Here is a 13929-nt window from a genome sequence, read left to right on the forward strand (position 1 = left end):
TCATTAAGTCGCCAAAATAAGGGAAATATTATGCTCAACAATAAAATTAAGTTAAAACAAATGTGGTAAAGCAATTTCAGTACAACGAATGAAAAATACAAACAATTCCTAATTCAAATGGTGACCCAATATGCGAACTTTCTATACGATTCTCATTGGTATAATGCTACTCCTTGTAATTCTTTTTATAAGTCGAATATTACGTGGTCGTTTTAACCCGACATTATTTTTTATTCTGTTCATCTTGATTTGGTTTGTAGCAATGAGCTGGAATATGTATATGGGCATACAAGCGGGATATGCGGTTAAAGAAGAATTCTTAATATTTTTACTTAATTTTGGTATTCCTTCTCTTCTCGCAACTTACTTCATATATAAAAATAAAAGCTCTATTTAGCTTGCTAAGGTTAAAAACCATCAGGTAAACAACGATCAAAACTAGTGATTACTTATTGTAAAGCACTCTCCCAAGAGAGTGCTTTTTGGGGTAACTTTTACTGGTTAAACATGATTAGGTATAGATTTAATCAAGTAAAATTAGCTTTCCTTTTTTCGATAAAGGCCGCAACACCCTCTTTATAATTGTCTGATTGTCCAGCAATACGTTGTAACTCTCGTTCCAACTGTAACTGTTCAGCCAAAGTATTTTGCGAGGCAGTATTTAAGGCCTTTTTAATTAGCGAAATCGAACTGCTTGGTTGCTCTGCCAAACGTTCCGCCAATTCAATCACGCCCTGATCAAAAGCATCATCTTCATAGACCTCCCAAATAAGCCCCCAATTCAAGGCTTTCTGGGCAGATAACTTATCCCCGAACATGGTCAAACCTTTGGCTCGGGCAAGCCCCACCAGATGTGGTAAATTCCACGTCCCACCTGCATCTGGGATTAAACCGACTTTGCAAAAAGATTGTATAAACGTAGCAGATTGCTTGGCCACAACAATATCGCAAGCCAAAGCCAAGTTCGCCCCTGCACCAGCCGCTACGCCATTGACCGCAGCCACAACAGGTTTAGCCATATTGGAAATTTTAACGACTAACGGATTATAAAATTTTTCTAAGGCAGCACCTGCATCATAATCAGCTGCGCTTATCACCACTTTATTTCTGGCTCTTAAATCCTGACCCGCACAGAAGCCCTTGCCTGAACCAGAGATTACAATGGCTTTAATCTCAGTAGAAACCGCCCACAGGTCTAAAATTGCAGCAATTTCACGATGCATTTGCTCATTAAAACTATTCAGCACCTCTGGACGATTTAAGGTTAAATAGCCCACCCGATTTTCCTGACGAATCAAAATATGTTGAAAATCCATTTATTTTTTACTCATTTAAATAAAAAACATCCTGACCCGGCTTAAAAAGCAAAGTCATCTTGTTCTAATTCCATTACCGCTTCAGCACCTGATGCAATAGCAGCCGCATGACTTTGGGTCCGGTGTAATAATTTTTGAAAGAAAAATTTCGCTGTGGTTAATTTAGCCTGATAAAATTTTTCGTCCTGCGTTGCTTGGCTTAACTTTTCATCTGCTACTTGCGCCATACGTGCCCAAAGATAAGCAAACACGACATAGCTAGAGAAATACAGATAATCAACTGAAACAGCGCCAATTTCTTCTGGGTTTTGCTGTGCTTTTTTGGCAACACTGTCTGTGATTGATAACCACTGTTGCTTGAGTTCCGTCAGTTTTTCCAGATAAGCTGCCAATACGGTATTTGATTGATTGGCTGTAATAAACTGTTCTATTAAATCAGTCATATTTTTTAATAGTTTGCCATCCGACTTGAGCACCTTACGTGCCAGCAAATCTAAAGACTGAATCTCTGTGGTTCCCTCATACAAGGTTGAGATACGGGCATCACGAACAATTTGCTCCATGCCATGTTCAACAATAAATCCATGCCCACCAAAAATTTGTACGCCGTGTTTTGCAGCTTCATTACCTGATTCAGTTAAAAAAGCTTTGGCAATCGGGGTTAAAAATGCCAACAATTCATCTGAGATTTTCTGTTGTTCAGGATCATTGGATGTTTCAACAATATCAACATGCTGAGCCAAAAAATATGCCAGTGCTCGACCACCTTCAGAAAAGGCTTTTTGCGTCATTAACATCGAACGCACAGCTGGATGCACAATAATCGGATCAGCATTTTTATCTGGGTATTTTGCGCCTGATAAAGCACGCATCGCCAAACGTTCTTTGGCATAACTCAATGCACCTTGAAATGAAATCTCCGAAGCCGCCAACCCTTGTACAGCTGTTCCAATACGTGCTGTGTTCATAAAGGTAAACATACAATTTAGCCCACGGTTTTCAGGACCAATTAAATAGCCCTTGGCCCCATCAAAATTTAAAACACAGGTTGCATTGCCATGAATCCCCATCTTATGTTCAATCGCACTACAGATAACCTTATTGCGATCTTGGCAATCACCTGCATCATCGAGGTTAAATTTAGGCACGATAAACAGTGAAATCCCTTTGGTCCCCGCTGGTGCTTGTGGTAGTCGGGCTAAAACAATATGAATAATATTTTCTGAAAGGTCATGTTCCCCAGCAGAAATGAAGATTTTCTCGCCCGTAATTGCATAACTTCCATCTGGGTTTGGTTCGGCCTTAGTGCGGATCAAACCTAAATCTGAACCTGCATGTGATTCAGTTAGACACATTGTCCCTGTCCACACGCCACTAATCAGTTTGCTTAAAAATTGTTGTTTCTGTACTGCTGTACCATGATGTTCAATGGTGCGCATTGCGCCATGCGATAAACCTGGATACATTGCCCAAGCCCAGTTAGAACCACACAGCATTTCTGAGATTGCAATACGCAATAAAGTAGGTAGACCTTGACCGCCATATTCAGGATCCGCCGTCAGTGAGGTAAAACCCAATTCAGTATATTTATGATAAGCCTGTTTAAATCCTGCTGGGGTTGTAACAACACCCTGATTTAAATGACAACCTTCCTGATCACCATTTTGATTGATGGGTGCAAGCTCATTTTCACAAAAGTCTGCTGCGGCATCTAAATATTGATTGATCAATTCACGACTGACCGTTTCCTGATATTTGGGTAGTTTTTGGTAGTTTTCTTCTGTTTGCAGCATTTCATGCAATACAAATTGCATATCACGCAGTGGCGCTTTGTATAAAGGCATAGTGTTTCCCTTTCAGTTCTTCTGCCGATGATGCAGATAGAGATGATTTCCCTTGGATGACAATTTTATTTTACGATTGCTTAAAAATATCAAATAAATTTCTTATTGCAAAATTTATTTTCATTTTCATTAGATAAATTTATTCAAAAATACCACCAAAAATATGACAAACCGACACAACAAACTGTATTTTAACAATAATATTTAAATAAATAAAAATTCAAGTATAATATTTGATTAAAAAATAATTTTGTATAGCAAAATATTATTTCGTAAAATTAAATTTTATAGTATGGTAATTAGATCGCTTAACACTCCAAGGATGATTTATGGATAACCCTCAATACACAGGTCTTGAATTCTTAACTGCTTTAAAAAATGGTGAAATTTCAGCGTCGCCCATGGCGCAAACCATTCCTATGCAGTTAATCGAAGTTTCTAAAGGCAAAGCGACGTATAAGGTTACGCCAAGTCAAGCGCATCGAAATATACAAGGAACAATCCATGGCGGTTTTTGTGCGACTGCTTTAGATACTGCAACGGGAAGTGCAGCACATACCTTGCTGGAACATGGCATGGGTTATGGCACGATTGATCTCAATGTGAAAATGATTCGCCCAATGCAGATCGATACCGCCTACTACGCACAAGCTGAACTGATTAATGCTGGACGTAATATCATTACCACAGAAGGTAAAATTGTGGATGAAAATGGCAAAATTTATGCTTTTGCGACGGCAACACTGATGATCATACGAAAATAATAAAAAGACTAAGCCCTTTTACGGCTTAGTCTTTTATCACTGTTTTCTTCATGGCATAAAAATCTATTCGATCAATTATAAAACTTAGAATTGCCATGGCTAAACCCACAGCCACACAGACACTCCATCCCCAATGTTTCCACGTGTAGACCGCAACCAAAGAACCCAACGCAGCACCACCAAAATACAATGTCATATAAATAGAATTAATTCGAGAACGTGCTTGTGCTGAAATTCGATAGACCAGATTTTGGTTAAGTACATGAAAGGCCGATAAACCAAAATAAGCCAAAATCACACCTCCTGCATAAGCCAGCAAAGACTGCTGGGCAAAAAACAGTGGAATCCATGCCAGTACCAATAACCACATACAAATCAGTGCAACTTTATTTTCCAATCCTTTGGCAATTTGTTTTCCCGCCCATGGGGTTGCAAACACACCCGCCAAACCAACTATGCCAAATAAACCAATTTGGAAATCATTGAAATGATAAGGCGCATTGGCAAGAATAAAAGTCATGGTGGTAAAGATCAGCGCCAATATACCAAAGCCGATCCCACCTGCCAGACCACGGCGGATTAAATGTGGCTGATCAACGGCCAATGTAAACAATGAACGATAAATTTGTAGCACTGTTAATTGATGAGATTTTCGAGCAACGGGTAATTTAAGCCACATCACTACTGCAAAAGCTAAAATCACCATACCACTGAGTAAATACACCGCATGCCATGACCAAACGGTCGAAAGTAAGCCTGCGATTGATCTGGCCAAGAGAATGCCTAAAAACAAGCCACTCATCAGTGTTCCGACAATTTGCGGGCTTTTTTGAGGGCTCGCCAAACCAGCAGCAAACGGTACCAAGACTTGTGTCGTAATCGAAAAGAAGGTGGCTAAAAAGGTAAAACCATACAATACGGGCAAACTTTGACTTAAAGAAAGTCCGATCTGGGCAAAACCTGTGCAGCACATCAACAGACAAATATAGCTACGCTTTTCAAAAAAATCACCGAGCGGCACCAAGATAAACAAACCAACTGCATAAGAGAGTTGACCAATCACAATTGTTAAAGCGACTTGTTCTGCATTGACCTGTAAGGCTTCTGCAATAGAATAAATCAAAGGCTGGTTATAATAGTTCGAACCCGCACAAATCCCACATGCCATTGCCATGATGAAAATAAAACTTTTTGACAAGATATGCGTTGTGTCAGGTTGAACTATTTTTTCCATTGCGCAGCTCACCTTATTTTAGAATTTGTACATCGACACAAAGTTAATGCGGGAAACATCTGCTGTTCTTCCATCAAACACTTCACGCTTACCTTGATGATATTCCATACCAATATCAATTTGCTCAGCAGGTGAATAAAACAGATTGGCAGCATAATCCGTTAAACGCTTATTTGCGTCAGGATTGAGTTTTGCATAGGCTGAATCATCATCAAAATCAAAAATCGATGCAGATAAATTTGCACGCCATTGCGGATTAAATTTATATGAATAACCAATATTTAAGCTATTGAGTTTATTCATCTCTAAATCTGTTTTTTGCGCATTTAAAGAAAAATCACCTGCTGCATTTAAGCTGGTTGCATTTGTCAGGCCAGTTTGTGTGGTATATGGCATGAATTTTTGATCACCCACAATATATTGATAATTCGCCTGTACAGATTGTGCTGGGCTTAGTTGGTATTTTAAACCCGCACCCGCGCCCCAACTGACTTTTTTAACCGTATCTTTCGCAACATCTACTGATTTTTCATTGACAAAACCTTGAGCCAAAGCCGTTAAGGCACCTTCTTTTACCGTATATCGACCTGTCAATGTCGGGAATGCTGAAACCCGAGAGCCAGTGTATTCCAATGCGACTTTTAAATCACTCTTGCCATTTATCTTCCAGTCATAGCGCACTTGAGGTGTACGGGTATAAGAGGTTCCCATAAACTGAGTATAATCAACGGACTCTGTTCGTGTTTCCATATTGGACATCAAAGACCATGTTTGACCGAAAGTCCAATCTTTATAAGTAAAGAAAGCATGACGAATACGGAATTTACCATCGCCTGTACCCATGTTGGCACTGTCAAAGAAATCGGCTTCAATATTTCCTGTTACAGCCTTATCTGGACTGTTGAAATACACCCCGATTCGACTGGCATTGATCATGGCATCTGAGCGGGCATGATCGGAACGCTTGTCACTTTCAAACGGAGTCCGATTTAAGCTATTGGTGGTTCTTCCTCCCGAATCTGGTGAGGACTTAAAATCAACTGCAGCATCAAGTCGAGCAATTCCATAGACTTTAACATTGTCTGTCCAAGTCACCCACGAAGGTGCAATTGGTTTCGCGGTTTCAAGTGCTTTATTTTTTTCTACATTTTCTTCAATTTTTGCTTGTTTGACCTGCAAATTATTTTGTGACAGCTTTTGAGCTTCGAGTTCTGCTTTGAGTTTTTGCAGCTCTGTCTCTAACAAATTAATCCGTTGTTCTGCTGTCACTGGTGAATTTGCAAAAATAGTCCCTGAAGCCACAGCGCAAGCTGTAGCTAAAATTAATTTTTTCATCTTTTAATCCTTAAAGAAGCTTTTTTTCCTACGCTTATAAACTAAGCGTCTCGTGCATCTATCAACGGGCAGCCCGTTACTGCCTGTAATTCATCAAAACTCAGTCCCGAAACCATTTCAGTGACATAGGCTTTGTGATCTTTTAATTCAATAATGCATAAATCGGTATAAATACGATCTACACACTGTTCCCCTGTAATGGGATAACTCAATGCATCGACAATTTTAGCTTCGCCCTTTTTGGTGACATGCTCCATATAGACATAAATTGACTTGGCTCCCACCGCTAAATCCATTGCACCACCTACAGCGGGGACATCATCAGCTTTGCCAGTATGCCAATTGGCTAAATCGCCATTCACTGCGACCTGAAAAGCACCAATCACACAGATATCCAAATGCCCACCACGCATAATGTCAAAGGAATCTCCATGATGCATAAAGCAACCACCATCCAGCAAAGTGACTAATTCCTTTCCAGCATTGACCAAGTCCTCATCTTCTTCACCTGCTTTAGGTGGCGGGCCAAAGGCCAAAACCCCATTTTCTGAGTGTAGAAAGATTTCTTTGTCTTGAGGTAAATACTTCGCAACGTTGGTGGGTAAACCTATACCTAAATTGACATAAGCTCCTTCGGGAATATCCTGAGCAATCAACTGAGCGATATCTTCACGAGAACGTTTTTGAACTGACATTAGATATCTCCTACTTTGACAACATGCTGTACAAAAATCCCAGGGGTGATAATGCACTCAGGATCAAGGCTTCCTAGATCTACCGTATGATTCACTTGAACAATGGTTGTTTTTGCCGCTTTTGCCATAATCGGGCCAAAGTTCCGTGCCGCCTTACGATAGGTCAAATTCCCCCAACGATCGGCTTGATCGGCATAAATCAACGCAAAGTCAGCTTCAAGCGGATACTCAAGTACATAGTTTCGACCGTTAATGGTTCTGGTTTCTTTGCCTTCTGCGACTTTTGTGCCATAGCCTGTCGGTGTAAATATTGCACCTAGACCTGCACCTGCCGCTTGAATACGACAGGCTAAGTTGCCCTGTGGAACCAGTTCTAACTCAATCTTTCCTGCACGATATAAGTCTTGAAATACGGTCGAACCAGCTGACTTTGGAAATGAACTGATCATTTTTCTGACACAACCTGCAATGATCAGCTTGGTCAAACCACGATCACCAGAGGCAGCATTGTTATTGACAATGGTCAGCTCTTTTTTACCTAAATCGATCAAAGCTTCAATCAGTTCCGCAGGCTGACCTGTCACACCAAAACCACTGGTCATGATGGTTGCACCATCAGGAATTGCCTTTAAAATCGGTTCAATGTCACTGGTGATTTTATTTATCATTTCGCTTGTCCCTTTTCATCCTTAAATTGACGTGACAGGTCAAATTGTCACTCTGCCTTTTGCGGGTTAAATAGTCGGTCTTTAATAAATAACAATGGAATTACACCGCATATAAAGTACGCCCCAGCCATCACCAACAGTCCTAAACCAATCGAACCATGTTGTGATAAATAACCGATGGTTAATGGAGAGAAAATTGAAAGTACTTTACCGATGTTATACGCACCGCCGACCGCCGAGCCTCGAATTGAGGTTGGAAAACTTTCAGTCATATACGTGGCATTGATTGCATACGGTATGCCGTATAGAAAACCAAAGAACAGCATGAGCCATAAAATATTGGCAGGCGTGTTAAGGTAAACAATCACGGGAATAAATAGAGCTGTGCCAATTGTGCCGAATGCAAATACAGCGCGGCGACCCAATTTATCCGCAATAATCCCAGCAATAATTTTGGCAAACATCATGATTAAGAAAGTGCCGACCATATACATCGCCATTTCTTTAAACTTGATTCCTAGATCAGATTCCAAATAAGCCGGCAGCCAGTTACTCACCCCGTAATAACCAAATTGCAAAGCACCAGTACTCAAAATCCACAGTACAAACATGGTGCCATGTTTCTTATCTTTCAAAATTTCCCAATACGGATTCTGACGTTTAACAGGCTGTGCATTTTGTGGCGTTGCAATGACTTTTAATTGGCGTGCTTTTTTCCATGACTCAGGCTCAGGTACGATAAAATGCATCAGTACTGATAAAATAATCGGGGTAATTGCAAGCCAATATAGGAAACGCCAGCCATGTTCAGGAATAATATGACCTGCCAATAAAGTCGCAAGTAAAGACCCCAAGGTATAGCCCGTCATCAGTGTTGCCAACACTGTAGAACGATGTTTGGTCGGCACCATTTCAGACATTAAAATATTACAGGCAATATAAAGTGCGCCTAAGCCCATTGCACCGACTGTTCTTAAAATCGCAAATTGCATATATGAATGCGTAAAACCCAATGCACAGGTCAGAACAGAAGAAAAAGCAATAAAGAATACGATCACGCGTACTCGGCCAAAGCGATCACAAGCCCATCCACCGACTAACCCCCCCACAGCGGAACCTAACAGTGTCAAACTGCCCAATGTCCCTGCTTGTACACCGCTTAGATGAAACTCGGCCTTTAAACTGGTCAAACTTAATGCTAAAAAGCCTAAATCTGCGCCATCACAAAGCAAAGTAAAAAATGCAAAGATAAAGGCCGTAATCCAAATCTTTTTGGGTGTCTGAATCACCTCTCCAGCACCATTATTACCGCTATTATTTTGTGTAACTGTTTCCGTTGTCATGTCCATATCCTCAGAAGGAATATGAGGCATCCCCTGCCTCATGGCATCTAATTGTTATTAGGCTGTAGCGTCCCTAATCATGTTTTTTGCGATAATCAATTGTTGAACTTGCGTGGTTCCTTCATATAAACGGAACAAACGCACATCACGATAAAAACGTTCAATGGCATATTCACTGATATAACCAGCACCACCGTGAATTTGTACGCAACGATCTGCGACCCGACCACACATTTCAGTGGCAAACATTTTTGAACAAGATGCTTCTGTACTAATGTTTTCACCATTATCACGGCGACGCGCAGCATCGAGCACCATACATTTTGCCGCGTAAATCTCAGCTTTTGAGTCTGCAAGCATGGCTTGGATCAATTGAAAATTAGCAATCGGCTGACCAAATTGTTTGCGCTCAATGGCATAGTGAAGTGCGTCATTTAACATCCGTTCAGCCACACCGACGCTATATGCACCAATATGTAAACGACCTTTATCTAAAACCTTCATGGCTGTTTTAAAACCAATACCTTCAATCCCACCAATCAGTGCTGATGCTGGAACGCGGCAGTTTTCAAAAATCACATCACAAGTATGAGAACCCTTTTGTCCCATCTTTTGATCGATTTTTCCCAAACTAATCCCAGGCGTATTGGCTTCAACTAAAAATGCAGAAATACCACTTGCACCTTTAATATCAGGATTGGTCCGTGCCATCACGGTAAAAGTAGCAGCATGTGGTGCATTGGTAATAAAGCGTTTGGTACCATTTAAAACATAAAAATCACCATCCTTGACTGCACTGGTTTTTAAAGAGGCGGCATCTGAACCTGCCTCAGGTTCGGTTAAGCAAAATGAACCAATAATTTCACCGCTGGCATAACGAGGAAGATATTTTTGTTTTTGTTCTTCTGTGCCATCAATCAAAATCGCACTTGAACCAATACCATTGTTGGTACCAATCAGTGAACGGAATGCTGGTGAAGTTTGTCCAAGTTCAAATGCAACATTCACCTCCTCTTCCATGGTAATTCCCAATCCACCATATTCTTCTGGAATGGTTAACCCAAACAAACCTAATTCACGCATTTGTTGCACGATATCCTCAGGAATTTTGTCCTGCTCGGCAACCTCATGTTCACGTGGAATCAATTCATTTTTTACAAAGTCACGAATTGTTGTGAGCAACTGTTGCAACATTCCTTCATCACGGATCATCTATGATCTCCCTTCTTTTGTAGCTTCATTGCATCCATCAGCTATTCCAGCTGGGTAATGGATACCCTGTTTTAAATCTTGTTTACTGCGAATGTGTTTCATAGTACGAGATTAAAAACACAAATTTCAAGCTTTTTTGAAAATTAATTTCATTAAGCGAAATTTTACACTCTACCAATATTAAATATCAATCACTTAGAAAAATATGCAGGCGATAAAGTGTCAAAAGGAATAAAAAATACTTGAAATAAATTTCAAAACACGCATTATTAAAGAAACATAGTTTTGATCTGCGAAACAAGGAATCAAAAAATGAGTGAAATAACAGGGAACAGTTTCATTGAAGTTGACTATTCTGTTCAGAAAGTAGCGATCGTGAAGATTAATCGTCCAGAGGCTAAAAATGCCTTAAATACACAGGTACGTCAGCAACTGGCTCAAGTGTTTACTGAGTTAAGTTTTAATGACCAGATCCATGCCATTGTGCTTACAGGTGGTGAAGAAGTTTTTGCCGCAGGGGCAGACTTAAAAGAAATGGCAAGCGCAACCTCTACAGAAATGTTGCTACGTCATACAGAACGTTATTGGAATGCAATTGCGCAATGCCCTAAACCCGTGATTGCTGCTGTAAATGGTTATGCACTGGGTGGCGGTTGTGAACTTGCCATGCATAGCGACATTATTATTGCGGGTAAAGGCGCAACTTTTGGTCAACCTGAAATTAAAGTCGGTTTAATGCCTGGTGCTGGTGGAACCCAACGTCTCTTTCGTGCAGTGGGTAAATTCCACGCGATGCGTATGATCATGACAGGTGTAATGGTCAAAGCAGAAGAAGCATATAGCATTGGACTGGTTTCCCAAGTTACTGAAGATGACCAGACCATCTCAACCGCTATTCAAATGGCGCAAAATCTGGCAAAAATGCCACCCATTGCCCTGCAACAAATCAAAGAAGTTGCTTTAATGAGCGAAGATGTTCCATTAAATGCAGGTTTGGCATTGGAGCGTAAATCATTTCAATTGTTGTTTTCGACCGAAGATAAAAATGAAGGCATTCAAGCGTTTATCGAAAAACGCAAACCTTCATATCAAGGCAAATAAGTTTAATTGATAACAACAATGGAATAGAAATGGCTAGAAAAGTATTGATTAGTGCAGGCGGTTCAGGAATTGGACGATGTATTGCAGAAGCATTCTTAGCGCATCACGATGAAGTTTTCGTTTGTGATATCAATGCAGAAAGCTTAGCGCAATTCCAAAAGGCCTATCCTGCACTACATATTTATGCATGTGATTTAGCTAACCATGATGAAATCAAATCTATGTTTAGTGATGCCATCAGCAAACTGGGGCATATTGATGTTCTGGTCAATAATACAGGGATTTCTGGCCCAACCATTGCAGCAGAAGAATTGAGTTTTGCCGATTGGAGTGCGGTATTAAACCTTAATTTAAATAGTACCTTTGCTATCACCCAACTCGCCATCCCCTTTTTAAAACAGTCGGAAGCAGGTGTCATTATCAATATGTCATCGATCGCTGGACGTTTGGGCTATCCATATCGTTTGGCTTACGCGACCTCTAAATGGGGATTAATTGGTTTTACCAAAACATTGTCGATGGAACTTGGTGCAGACAATATTCGAGTCAATGCCATACTTCCAGGTGCAGTGGATGGGGAACGAGTTCAACGGGTGTTACAAGCGCGTGCAGATGTCGCGCAAACATCCTTGGATGCCGTTACGCAAAATGCACTTAAAAATCAATCGCTCAAATATTTTGTCAATCCAAAGCATATTGCCGATTTGTGCATATTTTTAGCCTCGGAAAGCGGTTGCTCTATTTCTGGACAAATTTTACCGATTGATGGTGATAAACAATGTCTGAGTTAACCCACCAGACTGTACTGATTTCTTTCGTTTCTATTTTTTCCGTCTCTAATTTTTCGTTTAATCTGGATCAGTTATCAGGATGATCGACATGACTTATGATATTCAAAGCATGGCTGTAATTGGTGTTGGCATTATGGGCAGCGGTATTGCTCAAATTGCCGCACAATCAGGTCATACCACTTATTTATATGACACCAAAGAAGGTGCTGCGCTACAGGCCAAAGAAAAGCTGGCAGCAACATTTCAAAAGCTGGTCGATAAAAATAAAATCAGCGCTGAACAGGCGGAAAATGCCAACAAACATTTGATCGTTGCCGCGCAACTTGAAGATTTAAAAGCCTGTGACTTGATTGTGGAAGCGATTATTGAGCGTTTAGATATCAAACAAGCGTTGATGCAACAACTCGAAGAGATCGTTTCAGACACCACTATTTTAGCCTCAAACACTTCATCGCTTTCAATCACAGCCATTGCAGCAAACTGTAAAAAACCACAACGTGTAGTCGGTTTCCATTTCTTTAATCCGGTACCGCTGATGAAAGTTGTGGAAGTGATCCAAGGATTAAAAACGGATCCACGCATTGTAGCTGCATTAAATGAGCTATCACGTGCATTTGGTCATCGACCTGTTGTTGCCAAAGATACCCCAGGATTTATTATTAATCATGCGGGGCGCGCCTATGGCACCGAAGCGTTAAAAATCTTAAATGAAAACGTCTGTGACATCAGTGAAATTGACCGCATTTTAAGAGATGGTGTTGGTTTTAGAATGGGACCATTCGAACTCATGGATTTAACAGGACTGGATGTATCACATCCTGTAATGGAGTCGATTTATCATCAATACTATGAAGAAGCCCGTTACAAGCCCAATCCATTGACCAAACAAATGCTTGAAGCCAAACAACTTGGGCGTAAAGTTAATCAAGGCTTTTACCACTATGAAACAGGCACAAAAACAGGTGAAAAACCTGCACAGTTTGTTGAGCGTTTAACCAACTATCCAACAGTTTGGATTGCAGCTGATTTTGCTGAAGATAAACAACAACTGGAAGATTATTTAATCCAGCAAAATATTGTCTTAGATACAGGTTTAGAACCATTACCTGAGAGTTTATGTTTACTCGCTTGCTACGGTGAAGATACCACCCAAGCAGCGACACGTTTAAAAGCCAATCCACAACAAGCTGTTGCCATAGATATGCTATATGGCATAAGCAAACATAGAACGTTAATGCCGTCACTGGCGACAAGCACTGAGTATCGTCAAGCAGCCCACTCTATGTTTAATTTAGATGGTGCTATGGTCAGCATGATCGCTGAAAGTATTGGCTTCGTGGCACAACGTGTTTTAGCCATGGTGATTAATTTAGGTTGTGATATTGCACAACAAAATATTGCCAGTGTCGATGATATCAATGCCGCAGTCCGTTTAGGTTTAGGCTATCCATTTGGCCCTATTGAATGGGGTGATCATATCGGTAGCCAAAAAATCTTACTCATTCTCAATCGTATCTCAACACTGACCTATGACCCACGTTATCGCCCTAGCCCATGGTTACAACGTCGTGTCGCATTAAATTTACCGCTTACTTTTAATTCTGGATTTTGAAAAGGAACTTCTCA

At 40.5% G+C, this 13929-nt stretch carries 12 protein-coding genes; 4 read left to right on the forward strand and 8 right to left on the reverse strand.

Annotated elements, in window-relative coordinates; genetic code table 11:
- Positions 1–527 precede the first annotated feature (527 nt).
- Positions 528–1316: a 2-(1,2-epoxy-1,2-dihydrophenyl)acetyl-CoA isomerase PaaG gene (gene paaG / locus PYV58_RS13680; RefSeq protein WP_034614890.1), complete on the reverse strand. Its 789-nt coding sequence runs from the start codon at positions 1314–1316 to the stop codon at positions 528–530.
- 41 nt (positions 1317–1357) lie between these two features.
- Positions 1358–3160 carry an acyl-CoA dehydrogenase C-terminal domain-containing protein gene (locus tag PYV58_RS13685; protein ID WP_034614886.1) on the reverse strand — a complete coding sequence of 601 codons (1803 nt, stop codon included), beginning with the start codon at positions 3158–3160 and terminating at the stop codon, positions 1358–1360.
- A 329-nt stretch (positions 3161–3489) separates the two neighbouring features.
- Here PYV58_RS13685 and PYV58_RS13690 point away from each other — a divergent pair, with 329 nt between their 5' ends.
- Positions 3490–3924, forward strand: a complete 435-nt coding sequence (locus tag PYV58_RS13690; protein ID WP_004721448.1) for a PaaI family thioesterase — start codon at positions 3490–3492, stop codon at positions 3922–3924.
- Between the two features lie 25 nt (positions 3925–3949).
- On the opposite strand, the gene PYV58_RS13695 is transcribed toward PYV58_RS13690, so the two are convergent.
- Genes PYV58_RS13695 through PYV58_RS13720 form a run of 6 tightly spaced genes read right to left on the reverse strand, consistent with a single transcriptional unit; the run spans position 3950 to position 10411 of the window.
- Positions 3950–5158: an MFS transporter gene (locus tag PYV58_RS13695; protein WP_034614883.1), complete on the reverse strand. Its 1209-nt coding sequence runs from the start codon at positions 5156–5158 to the stop codon at positions 3950–3952.
- Positions 5159–5176: 18 nt separating this feature from the next.
- On the reverse strand, positions 5177–6493 hold the full coding sequence (gene dcaP / locus PYV58_RS13700) for an outer membrane trimeric porin-like protein DcaP (RefSeq protein ID WP_004721452.1): 1317 nt from the start codon (positions 6491–6493) through the stop codon (positions 5177–5179).
- 41 nt (positions 6494–6534) lie between these two features.
- Positions 6535–7188, reverse strand: coding sequence for a 3-oxoacid CoA-transferase subunit B (locus PYV58_RS13705; RefSeq protein WP_034614881.1), 654 nt, complete (start codon positions 7186–7188; stop codon positions 6535–6537).
- Positions 7188–7856 carry a 3-oxoacid CoA-transferase subunit A gene (locus PYV58_RS13710; protein ID WP_004721455.1) on the reverse strand — a complete coding sequence of 223 codons (669 nt, stop codon included), beginning with the start codon at positions 7854–7856 and terminating at the stop codon, positions 7188–7190. The genes PYV58_RS13705 and PYV58_RS13710 overlap by 1 nt, the downstream gene beginning before the upstream one ends.
- Positions 7857–7903: 47 nt before the next feature.
- The gene (locus tag PYV58_RS13715; protein WP_016539715.1) at positions 7904–9199 is read right to left on the reverse strand and encodes an MFS transporter; all 1296 of its coding nucleotides are present in this window, start codon (positions 9197–9199) and stop codon (positions 7904–7906) included.
- A gap of 57 nt (positions 9200–9256) precedes the next feature.
- Complete coding sequence (locus tag PYV58_RS13720; protein WP_004721459.1) at positions 9257–10411, reverse strand: acyl-CoA dehydrogenase family protein; 1155 nt, start codon at positions 10409–10411, stop codon at positions 9257–9259.
- Positions 10412–10723: 312 nt separating this feature from the next.
- Here PYV58_RS13720 and PYV58_RS13725 point away from each other — a divergent pair, with 312 nt between their 5' ends.
- From PYV58_RS13725 to PYV58_RS13735, 3 genes are all read left to right on the forward strand, one after another.
- Complete coding sequence (locus tag PYV58_RS13725; protein ID WP_034614875.1) at positions 10724–11512, forward strand: enoyl-CoA hydratase; 789 nt, start codon at positions 10724–10726, stop codon at positions 11510–11512.
- A gap of 29 nt (positions 11513–11541) precedes the next feature.
- Positions 11542–12303, forward strand: a complete 762-nt coding sequence (locus tag PYV58_RS13730; protein WP_034614871.1) for an SDR family oxidoreductase — start codon at positions 11542–11544, stop codon at positions 12301–12303.
- 88 nt (positions 12304–12391) lie between these two features.
- Entirely contained in the window at positions 12392–13915 is a 1524-nt protein-coding gene (locus tag PYV58_RS13735; protein ID WP_034614868.1) for a 3-hydroxyacyl-CoA dehydrogenase, read from the forward strand.
- The last annotated feature ends 14 nt before the right edge of the window (positions 13916–13929 follow it).

It is taken from the genome of Acinetobacter sp. TAC-1, from assembly GCF_029025845.1.
In the GTDB taxonomy this organism is placed as follows: Bacteria; Pseudomonadota; Gammaproteobacteria; order Pseudomonadales; family Moraxellaceae; genus Acinetobacter; species Acinetobacter guillouiae.